The sequence below is a fragment of the Marinagarivorans sp. genome (assembly GCF_982758155.1).
In genome coordinates, this window is record NZ_CEXWTU010000047.1 from 1 (window position 1) to 25,672 (window position 25,672).

The window sequence follows — 25,672 nt, forward strand, 5'->3', positions numbered from 1 at the left end:
CTGGCGTGCTGTGTGATGCTTTGGTTAAAGATAAATCGCAAGGCCAAGTGGCCGCGGTATTAGCGGGTAAAGTCAGTGGTGCCGAATACCTAGATCTATTAAGCATTGGTGAGCCCCTCGCATTCTTTATGTGTTGCGGTTCGATTGCCGGCGCCATTGGCAATTTAGGCCAAAGTGACTATGCCTATGCGAATGCCGCATTAGAAGGCTTCGCTGCACGCCGTGAGAAAATGGTGCAACGGGGCGAACGCAAGGGCCGCAGCTTGACCCTGCATTGGCCGCTGTGGCGTGATGGCGGTATGTCGCTCGGTGAGGCGCGTACACAACAATTAAAAGCCTTAACCGGCCTTGATCTGCTAACTCATGAACAAGCGATGAGCGTTTTTGAAGCCGCGTTGAACCAGGGTGATGGTTATGCGACTTACCTCCCCGTTACCGGCGATTTACAACAATTTTCCCGCCATTTACAGACCTTGGGCTTGGCGCAAGCTGCGGCAGAAAGCTCGCAAGAACAACCATTACCGGCCGAAATAACTAAGGTGCCAGCGCCTATAACCTCTACTATTTCGGTAGAAAAAACGGCCGACTCTAGCGCGAGTGATTCGCAAGAGCCTTTGGCGATCGTGGGTCTTGCTGGGGTTTACCCCGGTAGTGATTCGTTGGATGAGTTTTGGCGTAATGTGCTGGACGGCGTCGACGGTATTACCGAGGTGCCTGAGTCGCGCTGGGACCACAAAACATTAATGGCGTCGGATACTGGCGTTTATGGTAAATGGGGCGCCTTCTTAAATAATGCGGCCCAGTTTGATGCGAGCTTTTTTGGTATTACCCCAAAAGAAGCTGAGCTTATGGATCCGCAAGAGCGCTTGTTTTTACAGGTTGCTTGGCATGCGTTTGAAGATGCTGGTATGCCTTTAGGGCAAGCGAAGCATGCAGACGTGGGTGTTTTTGTTGGGGCGATGTGGAGCCAGTATCAATTGCTGAGCGGCGATACAGATATAGAGCGCAAAACAGCCTCTATCTTTTCGGCCATTGCTAATCGTGTTTCTTACACGCTCAACCTTAAAGGGCCGAGCATGGCGCTGGACACGATGTGTTCGTCGGCGCTATCGGCGCTGCATATCGCTATCGAGAGTGTCCGTCGTGGAGACTGCACGATGGCGTTAGTGGGCGGCGTTAATGTCATGAGCCACCCGCATAAATATCAGTTCTTATGTCAAAACAAAATGTTATCCACTGATGGGCGCTGCCGAAGTTTTGGTGAGAACGGCAGCGGTTATGTGCCTGGTGAAGGTGTCGGTGCGGTATTGATTAAACCGTTAAGTGCGGCCCAGCGTGATGGCGATAATATTCACGCGGTAATCCGCGGCAGTGCCTTAAGTCATGGGGGGCGTGTTGCCGGAATGACGGTTCCACACCCGCAGGCGCAGGCTGATGTTATTCAAAAGGCCTTAAAAGAGGCTGCTGTCAGTCCGTCGCAAGTTTCTGTTATTGAAGCGCACGGTACGGGGACTTCCTTGGGCGACCCCATTGAACTGGATGGTTTGAAAAAAGTTTTTGCCGAAAACTCAGCATCGATTTCGGTCGGGTCTGTTAAGTCTAATATTGGTCATCTAGAAAGCGCGGCAGGGATTGCGGCCTTAAGCAAAGTGGTTATGCAGCTCAAGCATAAAACCTTAGCGCCAAGCCTGCATTCGCAAAGCCTTAACCCCAAATTGCGTTTTGAAAATACACAATTACACATACAGCAGCGCCAAGAACCTTGGGTGGTTGAAGGGGCGCGTATCGCGGGCATTAGTGCTTTTGGGGCTGGCGGTAGTAATGCACATGTTGTGGTAGAGGAGTTTAATTTCCCACCAGCAGCGGCTTATCAGCAGCCTGTGATTATTCCGATATCGGCACGTGATGAGCAGGGCTTGGTGCGCTATGCACAGCGTTGGTATGACTTTTTGGCGGATGCAAATCAATCCGGTATTAGCTCGGCATTAGCGGCCGATGCACGTTTAGTGGATATCGCGCACACCGCACAATGTGGCCGCGATGCTATGGCGCACCGTTTAGCCTTGGTATGTACCACAGCAGAGCAAGCACAAGCGCAGCTAGGCGCATTTCTAAAAACACACGCTATCAGCGCGGAATTTACGGCGTTGTTAATCGAAAGTTCTAACGCTGATTTAGCCGCGTTGGCCCAGTCATATATGGCGGGCGATACGCCTCAGTGGCCAGCCTTGACGGATGCCTGCCCACGCAGAACCTCTATTCCGGCTTACCCTTTTAATGCTACGGAATATTGGTATCAGGCCGACGTGAATACGTCAGCGTTACCGGTAGTTGCGGTGAATGTTTCGGGTCACCCTTATTTAAAAGCTAGCCAGCCTCGTTTGGATGGCGCTCATTTTCACACCTCGATAGAACGCGATCAGCCTTGGGTTGCTCAGCACGTGATACAGGATCGCAACTTACTGCCGGGTATGGTGAGTTTGTCGCTGATGGTTGATGCGGTTAAAGCCTTAAGTGCCGGTGCTCACAATAATGTTGTTGTGGATAGTCTCACATTCGCAGCCCCAGTCGACGTGACTGATAGTGGATGTGATATCACAACCGCGGTTTACGCCGGTAGCAATGGGGAATTTTTGTGTGAAACAACCTCTGGCGAGTTAGCTCCACGCATACATACCCAAGCAACAGTTCGCTTGGCCGAGTCATCGTCCGAGGAGCTTGCGACTTTAAGCTTGCCGACGCGTTGGGAGACGGCAACCCCTCTGTATCAACAGTTTACACAGCAAGGTTTAGCTTACGGCCCCTTGTTTCGTTGCATCGAGGCGTGGGCGCAAGTCGGCGCTGACAAAATATGGGCTAAATTGGCAGTGCCGGCGGACGCTGATGAAGCTTCCGTCGCTATGTTAACCATGGACGCAGCACTGCAAGCGAGTGTGTTACTGCAAGGTGATATTACGCAGGATGAAACGGTTTATTTACCCTACCAATTACACGCTGTGCAGTTTGGTGGCGACCTTGGCCTAGCCCGCTATGTTGAAGTAACGCGGTTACCTGAATCTAACCAAGAGCGGCATTTCTCTTTAGCGCTGCTGGATGAAGCGGGTGCCTGTCTGTGGCGTGTCGAGCAATTTACATTGCGGGCTATTGCTGGTGCTAAAGCGGCGGAGAGTGCGGTACCGCAGCCATTATCACCGCTAGTACAGCAGGCCGCTGCGAATAGCGATAGTGAGCAAGCTTTACGTGATGCCGTGCAAAAAATGTTGGTTGAGCAGCTGGTGAAGCATACAGGCCTTAAAGCGCGCGCCATTACCAAAGCCGATAGCTTTGATCAGGTGGGTATCGATTCGATTGTCATTATGAATGTGACAGCGGCGCTTGAAACTATGACGGGCAGTTTGCCAAAAACATTATTTTTTGAATACGGGTCGGTAAAGCAGCTCACCGATTATTTAATGGCCGAGCACACAGAGACTTTAGCCAGCCACTTAAGCGTGACTAGCGCGGTTCAATCCGCGAGTGCTAAAGCAAAGCCTGTAGCCGATACCAAAGCAACGCCTAAAGCGTTAACCAGTTTTGCTCAGCGCCCGGCGGCGAAAAGCGAAGGCGCGGCCATGACGCGTGAACCGATTGCCATTGTGGGTATTGCTGGACGTTATCCGGATGCGCAAACACCCGAGCAGTTGTGGGAAAACCTACAAGCCGGGCGCGATAGTGTGGGCGAAGTCCCTGCCGAGCGCTGGGACATTGATGCTTATTACAACCCTGATAAAAACCACAAGAACACCACTTATTGTCGCCAGGGTGGCTTTATTGATAAGGCGGAGTGTTTTGATCCTGGGTTTTTCAATATCACGCCAGCGGATGCCATTGTGGCCGATCCACAGGAGCGTATTTTCTTACAAACCGCATGGCACGCTTTAGAAGACGCCGGATATGCACGCCGCAGTATTAGCGGTAAAGCGGTGGGTGTTTTCGCCGCAGTCATGTGGAACCAGTATCAGCTATTTGGTTTAGATAAAGTGTTAAGTGGTGACCAAGCGGGTGCTTTGTCGGTGGCCTCTTCTATCGCTAATCGTTTGTCGTACACGATGAATATTAATGGCCCTAGCCTAACGCTAGATACCATGTGCTCATCATCACTGACGGCTATGCATCTTGCGGTACAAGCCATTTGGAATAAAGAATGCGAGTCGGCCTTTGTTGGTGGTGTGAACTTATCACTGCACCCACATAAATATTTATCACTGTGTTCGAATAACTTTTTATCCAGCAATGGCCGTTGTAGCGCTTTTGGTATTGAAGCCGACGGTTATGTACCGGCTGAAGGGGTGGGTGTTGTTTATGTGAAACCGCTGGCGCAGGCCGAAGCCGATGGCGACACCATTTACGGCGTGATTCGTGCAACAGCGGTAAACCATGTGGGGCGCACCAGTGGTGCCACAGTCCCGAGCCCGGATGCACAGGCTACCTTGATACGTAACGCACTGGATCAAGCGGGTGTGGACCCTCATTCAATTTCTTATATCGAAGCGCATGGCACAGGCACTGCGCTTGGCGACCCTATTGAAATTCGCGGCTTGAATAAAGCTTTAAATGCAGACGGCCAGCATCCGGGTTGCCGTATTGGTTCAATCAAAGCGAATATCGGCCACGCTGAAAGTGCCGCCGGTATAGCGAGCTTAACGAAAGTATTAATGCAGCTTAAGCACGATGCTATAGCTCCGTCGTTACATGCTTCGCCGTTAAACCCCAAAATTGATTTTGCCGATACGCCTTTTGAGGTCAGCCAAACATTGAGCCCTTGGCTATCGGCAGCAGGGCAACCTCGCCGTGCAGGGATTAGCTCGTTTGGTGCGGGTGGCAGCAACGCGCATGTGGTGATTGAAGAATATATCGACCAGCGTCCAGCGGTGGCCGAGTTGGGAAGTAACTTGCTTGTACTTTCTGCCCGCAACCGACAGCAGCTAACGGCGAACGCTCAACAATTACATGATTGGTTACTACAAAACGAGGGCGTTAGCCTGACGGGTTTGTGTTTTACGCTGCAGCAAGGGCGTGAGCAAATGGATCACCGTTTTGCGGTTGCCGTAAGTACAGTGGAGGAGGCCATTGCCCAGTTGGCGGATGCGCTAGTGCAGGGTTTTGCGTCTGGCCATGGCTATAGCTGCGACCAATCGCAAGATGAGGATGATGAATTTAGTGATAGCGAAGGCCAGTCTTACTTGAGCCAGCTATTAAACAATCAGCGTTGGTCGAGCATTGCACGTTTATGGTGTCGCGGTGTTGATATTAACTGGCAGGCGCATTACCCCGCCAGTGTGCGTCGCTTGAATCTGCCGGGCTATGTTTTTGCCGAGCAACGGTTGATGTTTGACTTAGGTATGGACGGATCAACGCAAGCACCACGACAGGGTCATAGCGCCGGAGAATACCTCCACAATATCTCTGATGTTACACGTCAAGCCTATCGCAGTCGGTTACCGGTTAACCACCCTTGGTTGGCAGACCACGTTATCCAAGGGCACGCCTTAGTCCCCATGGCGTGGTTGGTGAGTGTGATTAACAGTGCCGCGGCAAAAGCGGACCCGTCACAGGATTGGCAATTAGCGAATATTTCACTCGATAGCATGGTACTTGCCAAGGGTGAAGCGCTGGTACTTGAAGTGGATATTGAGCCCCAGAGCGAAGCGTGCTTATTAGCGCATCTGTATCAAATGGAAGGCGCTAATGAGCGATTATTAGCCTCAGTAGAGCTAGCGCCTCGTCAGGCGGTGGATGCTATTGCTGAGGCGTCCGACATTGCATTCAATTCAGCGCAATCTTTATATCAAACATTTGCAGAGGCTGGCTTTAGCTACGGGAAGCATTACCGTCAACTGCGTTCATTAAGCTGTAATGCAACTGAGGGTGAAGCTTTACTGGAGGGCGCAGCTACAGAAGCCGCGGATGTTACAGCACCAGGGGTGATTGATGCCGCCCTGCAGCTGACTCGGGAATTTACGCCGGCCAATACTGGCCCTTGGTTTCCGCAAACGCTCAACGGTTTTTGGATCTCGCCGAGTGCTGTGTGTACAAAAGTCAAAGTCGAAAGCTTGAGCAGTAGTGACAATACGTTGAGTTTCCGTGTTTATTGGTTAGATGCTGCGAATGTTGTTGTGGGTTATTGCGATGCACTGACTTTGGCCTGTGAGCAAACCACCGCTCAGCCATCACCTTCAGTGCAAACTAACGCGAGCCAAACAGCATCCTCGATTCAAGCGACGCCCAAGGTACAACCTCCGGTTACCGAAGGTCCGTTAGCATTAGTGACGAGCCGTTGGGTGGATGCTGATGCTCTGGAAGCCCAGCATCAGGCCAAAGGTCAGAACGAAAACGCTCCTGTTTGGACGCTAGGTGCTGAGCACTTGATAACAGGCGCCGGTACGCAAGCGGTCACTATGCAGTGGGCGAATGCGAATAATGCGAAAAGCGAAAATAGCTGGGAGCTACAAGCCGACGAAGCCGGCATGACTTTCTTGGCAGATAAAATTAAACAAGCCTCTCAGGCGCCTCGCATTATTGTCTCGGCGGATGCCGCGTCGTTAGATGGCGAGCAACTGTATTGGTGCTTGTGGCACTTAGTGCGTGCAAGCATGGCAGCGCGAGTGCCGGCTATGAATCTTGTTGTGGCGTTAAGTCGCCGCGAGTACACCCCTGTGGCACTGGCGAAACTGCAAGCCTTACAAAGTTGGATGCAGGCTTTGGGTGATGAACGCCCCGGTTACCAAATGCGCTTGGTGGAAAGTGATGCCGCGTTAACGGTTCAGCAATGGTTAGCGCCACTGAAATCTGTTGTGAAATGGTCGCGTTACGATGAAGCCCAGCGCTGGCAAGTACGCGGCTTTGAGGCCATTGATTTCGACGTGACTGATGCGGTGGCGACCTCAGGCAGGCAAACGGTATTAATTACCGGTGGTGCCGGTGGTTTAGGTTCCTTATTTGCTAAACACCTGGCGAAACACCATGCGAGCGACCTGATTTTAGTCGGCCGTAAAGCGCAGAACGAGGATATTACTCAATTATTAGCTGAGCTACGTGAACTGGGATCAGAAGCGGTTTATTACCCTGCGGACATGGGTGATAGCGCATCGATTCAAAAATTGGCTCGTAAAATTAAGCTGCGTTTTGGTGAGTTAACAGGGGTCGTCCACGCGGCGGGTTACATCTGCGATAACTACATTGTTCGCCAGCAAGCGAGTGAAGTTGCGAGCGTGCTGCAGCCAAAAGTGGCGGGTACCGAGCACTTACTGGAGAGGCTTAAAGGTTTAACTGCGCCAGCCACCACACCGTGGATGGTGGGCTTCTCTTCGATATCGGGTTTCTTAGGGCACGCAGGGCAAGCGGATTACTCCTATGCCAATGCGGTGATGGATGCGCTGTTACACAATGCGCAAGGCGTAAAAGGCTTAACCATTAACTGGCCGTTATGGTCGGGCGTTGGCATGCAGGTGAGTGATCATATTGTTGAGATGATGGCATCACAAACGGGTATGCAGCCACTACCTGTAGACGAAGGCTTAAAAGTCTTCGATCAAATGCTGTGCAGCAATGCCAAGCAAGTTATGCCGCTGTATGGCAATCGCCAAGCGATGTTGGCTTGGTTGGGTAATTTGGCGCCCTTCCATAAGGCGATTAGCCATAGCTCAATCACTGCCGAGGTAGCAAAACCAGTAGCCCCTGCTATTACAGGCCACATGGCGGTGGTAGCGCAGCCCGAAGTGGATGTGCGTGGTTATGTGCTGAAGCAAGTGGCCGCGGTGGTTGCCGCTGAAAATGGCTTTGCCCCAGACGATATTGATTGGTCGACGGGCCTTGATAGTTACGGCTTTTCATCAGTGGCTATCTCGGCGATGACCCACGCCTTAGAGCAAACCTTTGGCGAACTTTCTAAAACCTTATTCTTCGAATGCACAAGCTTAGGTGCTGTCGTCGATTACTTATGTGAAAACCACGCCCCAGCACTTGCTAGTGAGGTAACGGTTTCGGCTGGTACCGCTGCGGTAATTAAGCCTGTTGCCAATGCTATAGCACCCAGCGCGTCCTCGCGTAGAGTGCGTGGATCTCGCTTCGTTGCGACTCAAACATCAGCGTCTATCGCGATCGTGGGTGCCGCTGGGCGTTTTCCGCAAGCGGATAGTCTCGATGAGTTGTGGCAGTGCTTGTCGGTTGGGCAAGATTGCGTATCCAAGGTTCCAGCTGATCGCTGGCAAACCGGCGATGCCTTTGACCCAGCCTTCAAGGGAGGCTTTATGCGGGATGTGGATAAGTTTGATGCAAACTTCTTCAGCATGGGGCGTAAAGAAGCAACCGCGACCGATCCCCATGAACGCTTATTCCTACAATCTGTTTGGCACTCTATGGAAGATGCCGGCTTAAAGGCGAGTGACTTAGCGGGGCAACCTGTGGGGGTGTACGTTGGCGCTATGTGGGGGCAGTATCAGCTGCAGGGCTTAGATGCCTGGCGCAACGGTAGCCCAGATGTCGCGGTATCTAGTTTTGCCTCTGTGGCGAATCGTATTTCTTACTTCTTTGATTTCAAGGGGCCGAGCTTAACCTTAGACAGCATGTGTTCTTCGGGAATGGTCGCTTTAAAAATGGCTGTGGATGCGCTGGCCAGCGGCGAGATTGAATACGCCATCGTGGGTGGAGTTAACTCCTCGGTTCACCCGTATAAATACCGCCAGTTGAAAGAGTCAATGTTCTTATCTTCTGAAGGTTGCTGTCGCGCATTTGGTGCCGACGGTGATGGCTATGTACCCGGTGAAGGCATTATTAGTTTTGTGTTATGTCGCGATCAAGTGGCGCAAGCGCAAAAGCTACGCGTTAGGGCTTATACCAAGGGGGTGGCAATTGCGCACGGTGGGCGCGGGAATGGTTACTACGTGCCCAACCCGAACGAGCAAGCCAAAGTGATTCAACAGGCATTAGATAAAGCCAACGTTCCTGCGAGTAGCGTGAGCTACATCGAGGCGCACGGCACAGGCACTGCATTGGGCGACCCGATTGAAGTTAAAGGATTGCAGCAAAGTTATTTCTCCGAAGGTGCATTTCCTTGTGCGATTGGCTCTGTGAAAGCCAACATAGGCCACTTGGAATCGGCAGCAGGCTTGGCCAGTATTTGTAAAGTACTGTTGCAAATGGAGCACGATCAATTAGTGCCCTCCATTCACTCGACGCCGCAAAACCCAAAAATAGATTTTAGTCGTACAGGCTTAGCTGTGCAGCGCGAGCTTGCTTCTTGGTCCGCCATGACGAACGGGAAGCCGTTGCGCGCAGGGGTAAGTAGCTTTGGGGCTGGCGGAACCAATTCACACGTTATTTTAGAAGCGGCTCCTGTGCGTAGAGAACAACCTACGGCAGAAGATGTTACGGGTAATCACCTCTTTGTTTTGAGCGCTAAAGATCGCGCCGGTTTAGATCGCCAAGTGGCTTCTTATTGTCAGTGGTTAAAGGTCAGTGATGCCCCTGCAGCCAATATTGCAGCGGCCAGCCAGAATGATCGTGAAGCACTCGATATTCGTATGGCGGTGCTGTATTCGACGCGTGATGAATTAATTCAGCAATTAGAGCATTGGTTGCAAGCTCCGCAATATCAGCGTGTAGCTGTTAAATCTGTGCAAGTAATGTCTCTGCCCATGTCAGCAAGTGATGAGCTTTTGGCACAAGCAAAAGAGGCGTGGTTAAAAGGGACTGCCATTAATAATGACAATACCGCACGCGTGGCCTTGCCATTGTATGTGTTTGCCGCCGAGCGCCACTGGGTTGATGCTAAAGCGGCGAATATTACAGCGCATGTTGTTAATTCGGCGGATGTTGCGAGCGTGCAGGTCAACGTATCTTCTAGCCCAGCCGAAACGGCCGTTGCTGATGCTAGTGAATCAATAGAGCTTAAATTACTAACATTAGTAGGCGATATTTTAGGATACGACTCGGCAGATATGGAGCCTGAAGTCGGGTTTGATGCCTATGGTATGGACTCTGTCCAGGCGGGTGACCTAGCCAAGGCGTTAAGTAATTGGATTGGTGAAGAGCTTTCGCCAACGGCTTTTTATAACTACCCCAATATTGCAGCGTTAACAGAATATCTGCAACTCACCTATCCCTCACTTAGTGTATCTACAGAGATAATAACTCCGGTGCAAACAGCTCCGGTAGTTAAAGTACCTGAGGCGATAAATACGACAGCCGAAAGCGATGCTGTTGCTATTGTCGGTATGTCAGGGGCTTTTGCGGGAGCACCAAATCTGGACGCTTTTTGGCAGAATCTACAAGGTGGTGTTGATGCAGTTAAAGAGGTGCCAGCTTCGCGATGGAACCTCGAAGACTATTTTGACCCAAGCCCCAATACACCGGGAAAAACATATAGCCGCCGCATGGGTTTAATGACCGATGTTGATCAATTTGATCCTACATTTTTTGGTGTGTTGGCCGACGAAGCGCAAGCGATGGACCCGCAGCAGCGACAATTTTTGATGCATGCCTTTTATGCCATCGAAGATGCAGCTATTAATTTCCAGTCGTTACAGGGGAGCAAAACGGGTGTTTATTGTGGCGCGATGGCAACGGGGTACCGTGAGTTATTAACGGAAGAGCAAAAACTAAGCGCACTATCAATGATGGGAAATCACAATGCGGTATTGCCCGCGCGTGTTTCTTACTGGTTAGATTTAAAAGGACCCTCAATTACTGTCGATACGGCATGCTCTGCTTCATTGCAGGCAATTCACTTAGCTTGCCAGGCATTAAAAACGGGCGATTGTGAATTAGCGATAGCGGGGGGTGTTTTTGTAACGCCTACCCATAACGAGCAAGTCGCGTGTAGCGCGGCTGGAATGCTATCGAAAGATGGTCAGTGCAAAACCTTTTCTGATGAAGCGAACGGCATCGCTATTGGTGAGGGTGTGGGTGTTATCGTACTGAAACCTTTATCTCAGGCCATTAAAGATAAAGATCCCATTCATGCTGTCATTCGCGGAAGTGGCTCGAATCAAGACGGTAAAACAAATGGTTTAACCGCGCCTAATGCACTGGCTCAGTCGCAATTGATTGGTGACGTGATTCATAAGGCTCAGTTGGATGTGAGTGATGTGCAATATATTGAAACCCACGGTACAGGAACGCGCTTAGGTGATCCTGTAGAAATAGAGGGTCTTAAAAATGTCTTTAATCATAAAACTGATAATTTAATTATTGGCGCTTTAAAACCGAACATTGGTCATACCTACGCCGCTGCTGGTGTGGCAAGTTTAATGAAAGCAACGCTCGCCATTAAAAACGCTAATATTCCACCCAGCATACATGCTGAACCTAATAACCCCTTAATGGCATTAGATTCCCTGCCATTTACCGTGAACACGCGTTCGACGGTGTGGCCTACCTGCAACAAAAAAATAGCGGGTGTCAGTGCGTTTAGTTTTTCAGGTACTAATGTTCATGTGTTGGTAGAAGAGGCACCGGCTTACCGGGTGAATAATTATCCGAAAGATAGTGGCACTTATATGTTACCGGTATCGGCACGTAATAGTGATTGCTTGAAACAGCAAGCTAAGCAACTTGCGGATTACCTTGGCTCAAATACCGACGCCTCTTTATATGAGCTTTCCTTTACTTTACAAACCGGTAGAGCGCCTATGGATTTTAGGCGTTGCTTGATCGTGAAAAATATTGATGATGCGATTTCACAATTAATACATATCGCGAATTCAAAAGATTCGATTCCTCGTGTATTACGTCGTAAAGACCGACCCTCAAAAGCTTTGGGGGAAGACGCCAAGCAAGAAAAAGATTTAAGTGTATTCGTCAATTTATGGCAACAAGGTATGGCGTGGGATTGGAAGCATGAATTTAGTGAAGCGCCATACCGCTTGCACTTGCCTACTAGCACATTGAGTTGTGCATCTTATTGGCCACCAGTAAAGACCGAGAGATTAGATGTCTCGGAAAAAGGTTTGCCAACGAATCCGGCTGTCACACTTATCGAAGTGAGCCATCATCAATTCAAAAAAATTGCATAACTGAATTTAAAAGGAAATCACTGTGGAAAATTTTGTAGCTGAAGTGTGGGGCAAAGTCGCTGACTTAACGGGGCAAGCCCTGGAAGAGCTTCATGAAGATATGCAACTTGATGTGGATTTGGGTATAGATTCACTTAAAACTATGTCGCTTTGGAACACTGTATTAAGTGTGTTGAGTGATAAGGGTGTTGCCCAAGCGCGTACGCGCCAAGGCGAAATGCTAACCGTTAAGACGTTAGGTGAATTAACCGATTTTATGGTGAGCTTAAACCCCGGCCATCAGATCGAAGTGAGTACACCTACTGTCAGCCGCACTTTGCTGCCAATGGCACATTCACAGCGTTTGTTTGTTTTATCGAATCAGTTGATTAAATCAGCTGCCATGTGCAGCATGATAAGAATTAAAGGCCGTATCGATCAGGGTGTGCTGCAAGCGGCATGGCAGGATGTGATTGATAGTAATATTAGCTTGAGGACGTTTTTTGAAACGCCTGAAAATTGTGAAACGATTCAAGATGTCGAGCATGTACTACTCAGTGAATGTGTCGCGCCTAAGTTAGCTATTCGACCTATTCGTGAAGATGATATTGATGATATTTTTATTGAAAAACTAAATCGTCAATGGAATCTCAATGAGTGGCCGCTACATCAATTTTCGGTTTATGAAATTGCGAACGACGATGCCATAATTGTATTCTCTAACGAACACATTATTTCTGATGGTTTAGGCAACCAAGCGGTATTACGCAACTTCCTTGCTTGCTATGAAAGTCGCTTGTTAGGGCAAGGAAGCATGGCGGCACAGGATATAAGTGTCGAAGAATACACTGCTCAAGTGCAGTCAATTAATGATTACCGAGATGATTATGAAATCGATGCCTATAAGGAACACGTCGCTACGAGGGGTGATGATCGGTTTAATTGGCGGCCAGTCGCGATCAAAACACCGCAGGAAAAATACTTCAAAAATACGGTATTACGTTTAACCAAAACGCAAACGCAGGCTGTTCAAAGCCTGGCCAAGAGTAAACGCGTACCGCTGTATTCGTTATTACTCACGTATTGGCTAAAAGCGATTTCTCAGAATGACTCTAGCCAAAACTTGATAGTACAAATGCCAACCAGTGGCACGGTATACCCCGATTGTAGTTTGCACGAGGTTGTGGGCTGTTGGGCGCAGAATATGGCACTCACCTTTTCGCGGAAGGATATTGAAGGCTCAATAGATTCTGCCTTAGCTTGCGTGAACGGTAAGGTGCAAGAGGCAATATCGTGTGGATTTGATCGTGCACAGACGGCATTAATGGCCGATGCTTTTGCGCAAGGTTTTCCAATGCCTGGCGGCGTTATCCCTGATTTTATATTGGATCATGCACATCAAAGTATGCGTTCAAATATGTATTTTCCTTACACAGGTGATACCGGTTTTAATGATAATTATAAAAAATTCACTGTGTGCGATTACCGCGCGGGTACGTGTAATGTCGCGGGTTCATTTGATTTATTACAGGAAATTCACTTTGGTGAGCTAACCCTTTTCGCTAATTATGACGCCAATACTTTCCCCGATAGTACCATCGAGAAAATAGTCTCGGATTACATGATTGCCGTGGCGGGCGAGAGCATTGAAACGAAGGCGCTTCCGTTAGTTAGTAATGTGATGAGTGTTGAGGCGCTGATTCAGCAGGCAAATGAAATTATTAGTGAAGCGGTAAGCCCTGCTGATGCGGCCTTAGATTTAGAGTATGACATAGGTATTGATTCGTTAGAGCGAATTCGCTTGTCGACACATTTAGCCAAATCGTTAGGTAATAATAAGCTTAATAGAAAACTTATTTTATGCCGTAGTTTGAATGAAATGCTCGTGGTAATTAACGAAGCTAGTAATGGCCGTGAAATACAAGGCGTCCCTTATTCGCCTATAGTTGAAAAGGAGAACCTCTCTAACGTATTCGCTAAAACAGAAAATAGTGAAGTTTTCAATATCCCCCTGCGATCAATTGAAAAGCAAGCTTTGTTAACGCCTACCTTAGAAGCGGTTAGTAATGCGACGGACAGTATTGATTATCAAACGCTTAATGCAAGAGCGAATCAATTGGCTAGGGTCTTAATGGCAAAGGGCGTTAATCGTGGTGATTGCGTAGCTATGCTATGTCATCGTGGCCCCGATATGTTAGTGGCTATTCTGGGAGTATTAAAAGTCGGCGCAGCCTACGTACCACTTGAGCCGAGCTTTCCTGCTAAGCGGTTGGAATACATTATTAACCATGCACAAGTAACGGCATTGGTGGGGCAGGGTGAATTATTAACGAATGAGTTAAATTCGGTGACATTACCATCGAGTCTCAAATGGATGGTGAACCTTTCTGATGATTCGTTGATTGAGCACGCATCAAAAGTGGCTTGTGCGAAACGTAAAGATATCAATAACGAAAGTTCTGAGCCTGTCATCATCGATATTCAACCGCGTGATTTGATGGTGGTGTTATATACCTCGGGTTCAACGGGTAACCCTAAAGGCGTAGCGCTCAATCATGAAGGTTATGCAAACCGTTTAGCCTGGCATCAGAAAGAATTTAAACTTAAGCCGGGTGAGCGGGTGGCTCAAAAAACGTCTTGTTGTTTTGACGTGTCGGTATGGGAGCTTTTATGGCCTCTCATGGAGGGCGGTACGGTATGCGCTGTTGAAAAAAATATTGTGGCTAATCCATGGGATTTATTGGATTGGATCAATGTTGAACGTATTAGTGTGATGCACTTTGTGCCTTCTATGTTTTCTGAGTTTGTCCATGCGATCGGTGATGAGAAACAGAGCTTTTCAGCATTGCGCAGTTTGATCTTTAGTGGAGAGGCCTTACCTGTAGCGGTGGTGAAGCAGTGGATTGATCTTCAAGGTTTGGATATTCAATTGGCCAATTTATATGGACCAACAGAGGCGTCCATTGATGTTACCTCCCATACCATTACACAGCGACCTAAAGAAAATCAGCTAAGAATCCCTATTGGTGCTGCTATCGACAATACCGAAATGCTTATTCTTAACGAAAGTGGCGAAAGAATCACCGAGGAGGGGATTGTTGGTGAACTTTATATTGCAGGCATTCAGTTGGCACAAGGTTACCTGCATGACGTAGAAAAAACTAAAGCGATATTTATAGATAACCCATTCGTTGATGTACGCAGCGATAAAATTTACCGTACGGGCGATATCGGCGCCTGGTTACCGAATAAAGAAATCGATTATCGCGGCCGAATTGATAGCCAAGTGAAATTGCGTGGTTTTAGAATAGAGCTCGGTGAAGTTGAAGCTGTGCTTACTGATCACTGTGGTGCCGATGAGGCAGCGACTGTCATTGTGGAAGTGAAAGGCCAGAAGAAGCTATTAGCATGCTATACGCCTAAATCTCTGAAGAAAGAAACCGTTAAAGCTCTAGCGGCACAAAAACTTACCGATTATATGGTGCCGCAGATATTTGTAGCGCAGCATTCGTTACCGAAAAATCAAAATGGAAAACTGGATCGAAATCAAATTTTAGAGTTATTTAATAGTGGCGTATTTACGATTAGTCAGAATAATTCTGTAGATAATATTAGAAAGCTAGAGGTTCCGGTCGAGGCTGAGGCTGCTTCCATCACGGTTCCGTCTAGCCAAGGCTTAAGTCCTTCACAGCTTGGGCTTGTGCAGTCTGTAGAAGCTCCTTTTAATCGATGTGCAATAACACGTATGCGCTACAAGGGTGTATTTGATGTTGATTGTTTTAAAAGCGCAGTGTTACTACAGATAGAAAGGCACGATGCTTTACGGAGTATTTTTGTGAACACGGGACATCAATGGCGAAGAGAGGGCGTTAATCATTGGCAAGACTTCATACCGACTTACTTAGATGGTCGAGCGTTAAGTGAGTCAGAGTTTGGTCAGTGCATGAATAATTTTTTATCTGCGAGTGCAAAGTCTTTACGTATAAACACTTGGCCATTGATGAAAATAGTTGTGGCTAAAGTTTCGGATGAGATTACCGAGGTTGCTATTGTCTGCCATCAAATAATCGGCGATATGGTGACGGGTAACTTAATGTGTCAGCAATTATGGGGCACTTATGATCAGTTGGTTGTTGGTGATACGCCTGAGCGGGGTTTAATTCCTAGCGGTAACGATCTTGCTGAAAAGCTTCAAGAGGAAGAAGAAAAAGTCGGTCGTGAAAACCTAATTAATTATTGGACAAAAGAGCTTGGATCTAATCATGGTGCATTTACGCTAGCTCACGATAAAGATGATGGCGAAAACACCTACGGAAGCCATAGAACAAACGAGAAGTATCTTGATAAGTTGGAGTCGAAAAACATCTTATTTAGTGTGGTTCGCCGTTTAAATGTATCCAGCTATGGATTAATGGCCTCAGCTTTATATAAAATTATTGGTCAAAAAACACAAGAAGAGTCGGTAGTTCTAAGTCATCGCTTTAATGGCCGTAACGTCATTGATAGCGCAATTTATTTTGACAGCGTTGACGGGTTTGCCATCCATTTCCCCGTACGGCTTGATGTGAAAGCACAAGATGATGTTTCACATTTGGCGAATGCCTTCGATGAAAAATTAAAAGCGATACCATGGCGCGGTGCGAGTTATGACTGGGTTGGCTTAGACTTACCTGCTCGTTGTTATCCTGAGCAGCGCGCTACCGCTATACGCATTAATTTTCTTGGCGAAGTTGACAGTCTTGTCAGTGATCGAATTTCGGTAGTTGATGACCAGAGTAATCAGCGTCTAGTTGAAGCGAATAAAATTAGACCGATCGATATTGAGTTTTGGTTCAAAATTAAAAATGGTTGTATTGGTGTGGAGGTGGGTTATTCCTGCAATCAGTACAGTGATTTATTTATCAGTCGACTTATTGATGATTACTTTACAGCGCTGGTTGATCTGATACTTCAAGAAAATACAAATTCAAATATTGCGGCATAAGGGGAAAATTAATGGAGATTCAAAAAACACAATCGCGACTGGATTCTAATCGTCGTAAGTTCTTAGCGGGAATAGCTTTTTCTGGAGTATCTTTGTCCGCTGGTCTATACGGTATCAGTGTAAAACAAACGCCCAATTATAATCATCCAGCATATACACTGTGGAAAGGAAACACTGAAAATCTTAACGATATAGATTATATGGTTTTATGTGGAGGGTTGGCGCCTAGCCCGCATAATACGCAGCCATGGAAATTTAACATAGAGAAAAATATCATCCATGTAATCGGAGATAAGGATAGAAGTATAGGGCGGGGCGATAGTGATTTTAGGCAAATGCATATTGCTCTGGGGTGTGCGATGTTCAATATTAAATTAGCGGCAAAAAATCTAGGATATAAGCCTGTAATAACTTACAAGTCTATGAGCGATTTTAATATTAATGGACATGTTGCTAGTATTGAAATTCAATCGTCACATAAAATATCTAACGATGAAACTATGTCTTCGATATTTAAGCGCTCAACAAATCGAGGAAATTATGATCTGTTGACTCCAATTCCTTCTGCTTTTATGCAGGAAACAAAAAGTGAATGGTTGTCGACAGATATACATTTGCATAAAAGAGACGTCTTGCAGGGGCTTCATGTTGAGCGCTCGGTGCGAGTTGGGGCAAGAAAGTGGATGCTTGACGAAGGTAAATATGCAGACTCCACAAAATGGTGGCGTTATACCCGTGATGAGTTACTCGCTAAGGGCGATGGCGTAAGTATTCATACCTCAGAAACTCCGTTTTTTATTAAAGAAGGCATGGAGCATTTTGTTGACGAGGATATGTGGTTAGGAGATTTTGGTAAAAATGGCGAAATAAATTTTGTTGACGGTATCGCAGCTGCAACTCCGATGTGGGGTGTAATTGAAACAAAAGATGATTCATTGCGGAGCAGGCTCGAGGCTGGAATGATGTTAGAAAAAACCTACGTGAATGCTGCTAATAGCGGGATACATATTCACCCAATAAATTATGCAATCGAGAATACAGTATCTCACGATAGGTTGGCGCAAGGCTTAGGGCTTGGAGTTGATAAACAAGTGCAGATGGTGTTTAGAGTTGGTAAGGGAGTCGAGCTGGAAAGAACCGTAAGAAAACAATTGTCAGAAATTAAAGCGTAATAATTTACTTAACGAGGATATTGGGATGTTAGCATATATTTTTCCAGGGCAAGGTGCACAAGTTGTGGGTATGGGTAAGGAGTTACTCAATGATTTTGTCACATTAGAGCGTAAAGCGTCAGAGATATTGGGGTACTCAATTAAGTCTTTATGTTTGGATGACCCCCAAAAATCACTTAATAATACGGCATTCACTCAGCCCGCATTATTTACTGTGAATGCTTTGACTTACATTAAGCATTTTGAGAATACAGGAGTAGACCCGGATTACTTGGCTGGGCATAGTTTGGGCGAATACAACGCACTTTTTGCCGCTGAAGTGTTTGATTTTCCTACGGCTATACGTTTGGTTCAAAAGCGTGGCGACCTTATGGCTAAGGCGCGTGACGGTGGAATGGCTGCTGTGATTGGGCAGGACCTAGAGGGTGTTATAAGGCTAATAAATAATGAGAATCTGAATATTGATATTGCCAATTACAATTCAGATGTTCAGTTAGTTTTATCAGGACCTAAAGATGAGCTTAAACGAATACAATCGGTAATTGAAAATAAAGGGTATCGCTTTATTCCGTTAGCGGTAAGTGCGGCCTTCCATTCAAGGTATATGGAATCAGCAGCAGCGGAGTTTGCTGAATTTCTTAAGACAGTTGAAATCAAACCGCCAACTACGGTAGTTATTGCTAATGTAACAGCAAAAGCCTATCCGTCAGAGCCAGACCAAATTCGAGCTCTATTAGCGGCTCAAATTACATCGTCAGTACGCTGGAGCGATGCCGTGAAATTTATGCGAAAAAATAATGTTGTTGATTTTGTAGAAATGGGGCCGGGTCGGGTTTTGACAGGACTGTTGAAAAATATAGCCTAGTTATTTATTGCACCAATGAACCACACGTTAGTGCTAATCACTAGCGTGCGTGGTAGCACATAATGGCGCCTATTTCGTTAGGTGCTTGTTGTGGGCGTTGTCCATGTCAGATCTTACAGTTTCTTACCTTTGCCTCTAGTACTACTATCTCTACATCAAGTAGTGGGCACATCAATATCCAAAATTTAAGTGAGTTTGAAAATGAGGTATGTAATCAAGTCGAATAGAGCTCGGTGGATTATTCGCTGTATGCAGTTTTGTGTAGTGACTGTTTTAAGTGTGAGTGCACATCATGGCTTAGCATTTGATGATAGCTTGTTTTCAAATGATTCGGTTAAAGAGGATGCTGTAGAGGGGGAGCGATACTGGGGTTGGCATGGCTCGTTAAATATGGCGTTTGGTTTCGCAACTCAATCTCATAACATTGATGGTTTTAATCGAACTGATACTGGCTTTGTTGAGGAGCTTTATCTTTTAAAGCTTGAGCGTGAGTGGGAACTCAGTGACGTGTTTATGCTGAAGATAGGGGGGATGATTGATGCGCGTCGTTATCATCAGCCTCGTGTAGCGACCGTACCTGAAGATCAGTATGAAGATAGCGAGTATTGGCTTCGACCACAAGAAACGTATCTACAGTGGAATATTAGCGAAGATCTCTGGGCCCGGCACGGGTATTACACGGTGTCTTTCGGTATGTCTGATGCGTTCGATGTGATGGATAAGTTAACCCCGCGTGATAATTCTCGCTGGGGCCAAGAGCTTAGCTCGAGCTCCAGAGAGCCCTTACATCTGAGTCAAATAACGTGGGACATGGGGGCGGCCAAGCTAGGGTTAACCGCATCTCACCGGTTTCAAGGGAATCGAATAGCGCTGGCAGGTAGTGATTATGACTCTTTTGTTGAGTTTCGTGCCGACGGTGCGAGGGTCAATGACCCTGCTGAACCTAGAGGCTTCAAAACTGAGTGGATTCTTGATGCCAGAGGGACATTCCCTTCCGGTGATTGGGCCATATTGGGCGGTGAGATATATAACAAGAATGCAAGTTTGGTATTCGATGGCTTCGATGAGAATACAATTCAACCTATTTTTTCACCACAATATACGCGCACTGCGCTTGCCGGCATTGGTGTGGACTATGTAACAGGTGCGTTTGTTTGGAAGGGGGAGGCGGTTTGGTTAAATGAATTTGACGAGATGAAATTTCCCGGGCAAGAGTCAGCTGCAGGCAAAGTTTCGCAATTACAGTATTTGATTGGCGCTGATTTCGCTGCACCGAGTAATTCTGTGATTAGTTTAGAGGCGAAGTTTTCAAAGCTGCAGGGGCAGCATGCATTGGATGACTCTACTTACGATGAAATATCGTTACAAATCACTAGAAACTGGATGAATAATCAACTCTATAGCCAGTTTAGGTTTTCAACCATGCCGGACAATGCAGGCCAGTTTTGTCAATTGTTGGTGGCTTATGATGTGAATGATCGATGGAAAATCGAAGGTAAATATACCGATTATATTAAAACAGAAAAAAATAATTATTTTTCCCGTTTTGAAAGTAGTGATCGATTTATGTTTGGTGTGAATTTTAGTTTCTAACTTTTTTAAAAATAATTCGGTGTAATAGCATGCAGTCGTTGGTGAATAATATTACGTGGGAATCTTTGGGTCGACGATCACAGCGTCCACATAAGATATTTTGCTTCCCATTTTCCGGCGGAAGCCCTTTATATTTTCGTGACTGGGGGGGATTACTTCCCGATAATGTAGAGATGGTTGTTTTATCATCCCCCGGTAAAGGTAGCCGAATTGCAGAAGATCCTATAGCAATAATGGAACAGGTTGTTGATCAAATATTGAAGCATAAAGAAATATTTCTAACAGAAGAGTATACGTTTTTCGGTCATAGTATGGGGGCTTGGGTGGCGACAGCTGTCTGTGCAAAGTTGTTTTCGTTAAATCTTCCCTTGCCTAAGCATTTAATTATATCCGGAAGTATTCCTTTATGTTTCCGACGATTTCCGCCCTTTGTACACCAGATGAATGATGATGAGTTGATCGAAGAGTTAAGAGTGTTGGGTGGTACGCCAGAAGTTATGCTTAACGATATTCAGTTCATGAAGAGCTTTTTTCCAGGTATAAGAGCTGATTTTAAGTTGTTTGAACAATATAGTTACACCGAAGTAACCCCATTACCTATTGATATATCTATTTGGTCAGGTATTGATGACCCAAGGGTTCCGGCTGGAGTGGGACATTATTGGAAGCTATTTTTTATAGGGAGCGCTAAAGAGCGTTTTTTTCAGGGTGGGCATATGTTTATTGGTGCCGATTCGAGTCGCTCTGAATGTGTAGCTGAGATGATAAGTGTTATTAATGAATACGTTCCGGCTATGGCATAAAAATTTAACTAATATTTACGTAATTAAAATGAGGGATTTAGTATGAGGAAAATAATAAGAAAGAGTGCGGAGTTATCCGTACGTTGGCGATGGCTGGTTATTGTTCTATTTCCGATAGCTATATTGATGTTTTCGTCGAAAGCGGCGAATATATATTTCGCAAACTCTCCTGAAATGTGGTTTCTTCCCGGTGAAAAAGTGGTTGAAGAATACCAGATTATGAAAGATAAATTTGGCGATTCTCAACCTTTATTAGTTGGCGTTGAAGTTAAGGATGGGACGGTTTTGGACGCGTCAGCTATGGATTCGCTTACGCGCATACATAGCTATTTGGAGGAACATGATCAAGTTACTTCCATTATTTCGTTAGTCAATTATGAGTATACACGCACTGTTGATGGCATTATGGAGGTGCAGCCATTAATTGAGGATCCTGAATCTGTTGCTGTTCTATTTCAGGATGTTTCTGAATCAAATCGTATAAGGTCGATTCTAAAAGATGAGCGAATTGCACTTGATGACCTTGTTACACGTGACTTCAAAAATACCATTATAGTTGCAAAAACAAAAGTGGCTGAAGATGGACGGACGGCGGATCATGTTGCGTTAGTTAATGAGTTTGAAGAGTTTCTATCGGCAGAAAATTTCACAATAGAAGGCGTTACGGTACATATCTTTGGGCGCCCTTTTATATCGCATGCTTTTGCGAGTGGTGCAGGTAAGGATCAGGGGATTTCATACCCACTAATATTTATTACAACTTGTATTTTGCTAGCTTTATTGTTTCGTCGTGTTCGCGCAGTTATATTTCCTTGGATTACAATTATTGGTGGACTTTTAATCGTATTTTCTATTCAAGGGGCACTTCGCTGGCCAACCACCGCTGCAACGGCGTCTATTCCGTACTTAATTATAACTGTATCTGTGGGGCTTACAGTACATATTATGATTGAATATTTTCGCTATGTAGGAAAAGGATTGAATTCAAAAATAGCTGCAGTGGAAGCGATAGATAGCCTATCTACAGCATTGATGTTCACCACCTTTACAACGTTAATTGGTTTTACAGGGTTAGCTATGACTAAAATGCTACCACTGCGTGAATATGCTGTCTTAGGTATTTTAGGAATCAGTGCTTCATTTTTTCTAAGTATTACCTTGTTTCCCGCATTGCTAAGTTTCATGAAGGTTGCACCCAGTTGGGCTCGTAAGATAAATCCACGCTCAAGTTTTTTGGCGTTATTTAGTCGTTTTGGTCGACGTTTTAGTGGACCATTAGTGATATTTGGAGCTTTACTCTTTGTTGGGAGTGTGACGGCAACATTCAACATGAAAATGGATATTAATTTTGTCAATATGTTCAAGGAGGAGTCTCGTTTCCGTACGGAGTTTTCTTATTTTGATACCATTTTTAATGGGGGGCAGTCGATTGATTTGGTTGTAGATTCGGGCCAGGATGGAGGAATTTTTAACCCTGATTTTCTTCGTAAGGTAAGTGATCTTGAGTCGTTTCTTGGAAGTATTGATGGTTTAGGTGAGCCGACATCTTTATTGGCCTACATGAAAGAAATTAATATGCGCCTAAATAGTGATAATGCATCTTATTGGGCTATTGGTTCTTCTGAGGAGATGATTGCACAGCAGATATTTTTGTATGAAAACTCTTCTTCAGATTCTAATTTAAGTGAAATGTATAGTATCGATCAGCGTTACTTAAAAGTAACGAGTCGTGCAACGAATATGTCTGCAAATGAGACCCGAATTATACTTGATGAGATTGATCGTGAAATAAATAGTAATTATCAGGATCTTAATATACTGGTGACTGGTGATTTGGCTTTGTTTAACACATTGGAAACCTACATATCGTTGGGAATGGTTTCGGCTTTTGGTTTTTCATTGTTGTGTATTCTAATTTGTTTTTTGATTATATTTAGGAGTATTCGATCTGCAGCAATTACCATAATACCTAGTGTATTTCCTGTATTTGTTGGTGGTGCAGTCATGTCTATTTTTGGTATCTCCCCTGATTTAAATACACTCATTGTCGCTTCTATAACTCTAGGCATTGCTGTAGATGATTCCATTCATTATAAAACGCGTTACGACAATGGAATACAAAAAGGCTTGAGTGTAGATGATGCGATTGACGAGGCGTGTCAGGGGGCTGGTTACGGGATGTTCATGTCTACGTTGATCCTATTGATTGGTTTTAGTGTATTCCTCGTGGGGGAAATGCAAAGTAGTATTTATTTTGGGGCGCTAGCAATGCTGATTTTAGTAACAGCTTTGATTACCGATCTTATTTTCATGCCTGCATTATTAAAACGATGGGGGAATCGGAAGCCGGTTATGGTTACCGCTACGGAAAATGATGCTTTAAGCATTAGTCCACAGAAAGCCTAGGAGGCTGATATGAAGTTGATTAAATATTCTGCATTCTTATTGGCGTTAAGTGCAAATACAGTTATGGCTAATTCAACTGTACTTAGTGTTGATGAAATTGTTAGTGGAATTGATGGGTTGCCGGAGCCAGATACATCGAGTATGGCGCTTAAGATGGAGCTTGTTGATAATCGTGGTAATACGCGTGTGAGGGAAATGCGTTCCTACTCAAAGGTATTGACCGGTAAAGATGTGATGGCGATGTATTTTGATTCACCATCGAATGTCCGAGGAACGGCTTATTTATCGCATGATTTTGAAGATGATGCGGTAGATGATGATAGTTGGCTATATTTACCGGCGATGCGCCGCACTAAGCGGGTATCGGGGCGAAGTGAAGCCGATGCGTTTATGGGGAGTGATTTCTCTTATGCTGACATTAACGGGATTGATATTGATCAATGGGATTTTTCCCTGTCAGAAGAGTCGGTACTGGTTGATGGCGTGGATTGTTGGCTCTTAGATGCGGTGCCTTCACAAGCAAAATATAAAGAGACTGTTAAAGAAACAGGCTATACAAAAAGGCGTGTATGGGTTCGTAAAGATAATTTTTTCGTAATCAGAGCGGAGCTGACTCAAGCAAAGAGTAAGAAAGTTAAATATCTAAAAATTGAGGATTTAAAAGAGATAGATGGTTTTTGGATTGCGGACACCATTAGGATGATAACGACGAAAGGTGGAGATGTTTTGCATGAATCTAAGATGCACTTTACAGATATAAAATTGAATGTTGCCTTAGATGATGATCTTTTTTCGGAATTTCAGTTAGGGAAGTAGCCGGTTAGCTACGATCAAGCCCCCATGAAGCTTAGGCTTATGGGGGCTTTTTTATGTGTGCCATCTTTCAAACTTGAAGATTATCGTTCTTCACAGCCAAAGTTTTTGAGTGCTAGCTCGTAAAGCATGAAAGATAGGGTGTGAAAAGTGTGAAGCCTATTGCACTTTATGCCAAATGTGTTCATTTGTGATCATATTTGGCTATATAGTACCCTCTTCGCGTGGTTCTGAGAATCATTCTCAAAAATTATTGGGGGGGTTATGAATATTCAACGTATTTTACCGGTGGCAGTTGCCGCGGCTTTATTGGGTGCTTGCACTGGCGGTACAGCACCAACTTCATCAAGTACATCTTCTGACAATATGGTGGAGAGCAGCGCTAGCTCTTTGGCGGCTAATAGTAGTGAGGCGGCGGTGTCGAGTGTCTCGTCCGTTGCCTCGGCGAGTAGCCAAATGGGTAGCATTAGTCAGTTTGTTGATCTGCCTTCGGAGTTTCGTATTAGTGACGATGGCGAACGTTTAGAGCAGGGCGGGTTTTACACTTCTAAGTATTATGATGAGAGTGTGATGGAGACTGTGTACCTTGATTTTGATCAGGCTGATTTTACGACGCAACTTGCGCAAAACTATACGAGTAAAGTAGAAATCCCTGCCACTTTACGCTATCAAGACAAAACACTGGAGCAAGTTGGCGTTCGGTATCGTGGGAACACCAGTTATACAAGAGCGGGTGACAAAAAATCATTCTCTATTGATTTAGAGTGGGCGATTGATGGCCAGGATATTAATGGTTACAACGAGTTAAAGTTAAACAATGGTTTTGAGGATGCATCGGCGATGCGCGAAGTGCTTTATGCCAACTTAGCGCGTAAGAATATCCCGAGTGCACGCGGAAATTTTGTGAACCTTGTTGTGAATGGTGAAAACTACGGCGTTTATAGCAATGTGTAGGCACCGGCCAAAATGGGCACCCGTGCCGGAAGCAAGTGCCACCCTGTGCC

General features: G+C 45.8%; 9 protein-coding genes. All 9 read left to right on the forward strand.

Annotation, left to right across the window (positions count from 1 at the left end):
- The first annotated feature begins 5 nt into the window (after positions 1 to 5).
- The 9 genes from AC3A8L_RS07620 to AC3A8L_RS07660 all read left to right on the forward strand — a co-directional run bounded on the left by AC3A8L_RS07620 (position 6) and on the right by AC3A8L_RS07660 (position 25,622).
- Positions 6 to 12,053 carry an SDR family NAD(P)-dependent oxidoreductase gene (locus AC3A8L_RS07620; protein WP_487961646.1) on the forward strand — a complete coding sequence of 4,016 codons (12,048 nt, stop codon included), beginning with the start codon at positions 6 to 8 and terminating at the stop codon, positions 12,051 to 12,053.
- 22 nt (positions 12,054 to 12,075) lie between these two features.
- The gene (locus AC3A8L_RS07625) at positions 12,076 to 17,016 is read left to right on the forward strand and encodes an amino acid adenylation domain-containing protein (protein WP_487961638.1); all 4,941 of its coding nucleotides are present in this window, start codon (positions 12,076 to 12,078) and stop codon (positions 17,014 to 17,016) included.
- An 11-nt stretch (positions 17,017 to 17,027) separates the two neighbouring features.
- Positions 17,028 to 18,188, forward strand: coding sequence for a hypothetical protein (locus tag AC3A8L_RS07630; RefSeq protein ID WP_487961639.1), 1,161 nt, complete (start codon positions 17,028 to 17,030; stop codon positions 18,186 to 18,188).
- A 25-nt stretch (positions 18,189 to 18,213) separates the two neighbouring features.
- The gene (gene fabD / locus AC3A8L_RS07635) at positions 18,214 to 19,053 is read left to right on the forward strand and encodes an ACP S-malonyltransferase (RefSeq protein WP_487961640.1); all 840 of its coding nucleotides are present in this window, start codon (positions 18,214 to 18,216) and stop codon (positions 19,051 to 19,053) included.
- 249 nt (positions 19,054 to 19,302) lie between these two features.
- On the forward strand, positions 19,303 to 20,646 hold the full coding sequence (locus AC3A8L_RS07640; RefSeq protein ID WP_487961641.1) for a hypothetical protein: 1,344 nt from the start codon (positions 19,303 to 19,305) through the stop codon (positions 20,644 to 20,646).
- Between the two features lie 41 nt (positions 20,647 to 20,687).
- Positions 20,688 to 21,449, forward strand: a complete 762-nt coding sequence (locus AC3A8L_RS07645; protein WP_487961642.1) for a thioesterase II family protein — start codon at positions 20,688 to 20,690, stop codon at positions 21,447 to 21,449.
- Positions 21,450 to 21,491: 42 nt separating this feature from the next.
- Positions 21,492 to 23,855: an efflux RND transporter permease subunit gene (locus AC3A8L_RS07650; protein WP_487961643.1), complete on the forward strand. Its 2,364-nt coding sequence runs from the start codon at positions 21,492 to 21,494 to the stop codon at positions 23,853 to 23,855.
- A gap of 9 nt (positions 23,856 to 23,864) precedes the next feature.
- Complete coding sequence (locus AC3A8L_RS07655; RefSeq protein ID WP_487961644.1) at positions 23,865 to 24,671, forward strand: outer membrane lipoprotein-sorting protein; 807 nt, start codon at positions 23,865 to 23,867, stop codon at positions 24,669 to 24,671.
- A 261-nt stretch (positions 24,672 to 24,932) separates the two neighbouring features.
- Complete coding sequence (locus tag AC3A8L_RS07660; protein ID WP_487961645.1) at positions 24,933 to 25,622, forward strand: CotH kinase family protein; 690 nt, start codon at positions 24,933 to 24,935, stop codon at positions 25,620 to 25,622.
- Positions 25,623 to 25,672: the final 50 nt, after the last annotated feature.

What these genes read in the sequence shown, in the direction of transcription:
- AC3A8L_RS07660 (WP_487961645.1), top strand. Translation starts at nt 24,933, where the DNA reads ATGAATATTCAACGTATTTTACCGGTGGCAGTTGCCGCGGCTTTATTG.
- AC3A8L_RS07630 (WP_487961639.1), top strand. Translation starts at nt 17,028, where the DNA reads ATGGAGATTCAAAAAACACAATCGCGACTGGATTCTAATCGTCGTAAG.
- AC3A8L_RS07650 (WP_487961643.1), top strand. Translation starts at nt 21,492, where the DNA reads ATGAGGAAAATAATAAGAAAGAGTGCGGAGTTATCCGTACGTTGGCGA.
- AC3A8L_RS07640 (WP_487961641.1), top strand. Translation starts at nt 19,303, where the DNA reads ATGCAGTTTTGTGTAGTGACTGTTTTAAGTGTGAGTGCACATCATGGC.
- fabD (WP_487961640.1), top strand. Translation starts at nt 18,214, where the DNA reads ATGTTAGCATATATTTTTCCAGGGCAAGGTGCACAAGTTGTGGGTATG.
- AC3A8L_RS07655 (WP_487961644.1), top strand. Translation starts at nt 23,865, where the DNA reads ATGAAGTTGATTAAATATTCTGCATTCTTATTGGCGTTAAGTGCAAAT.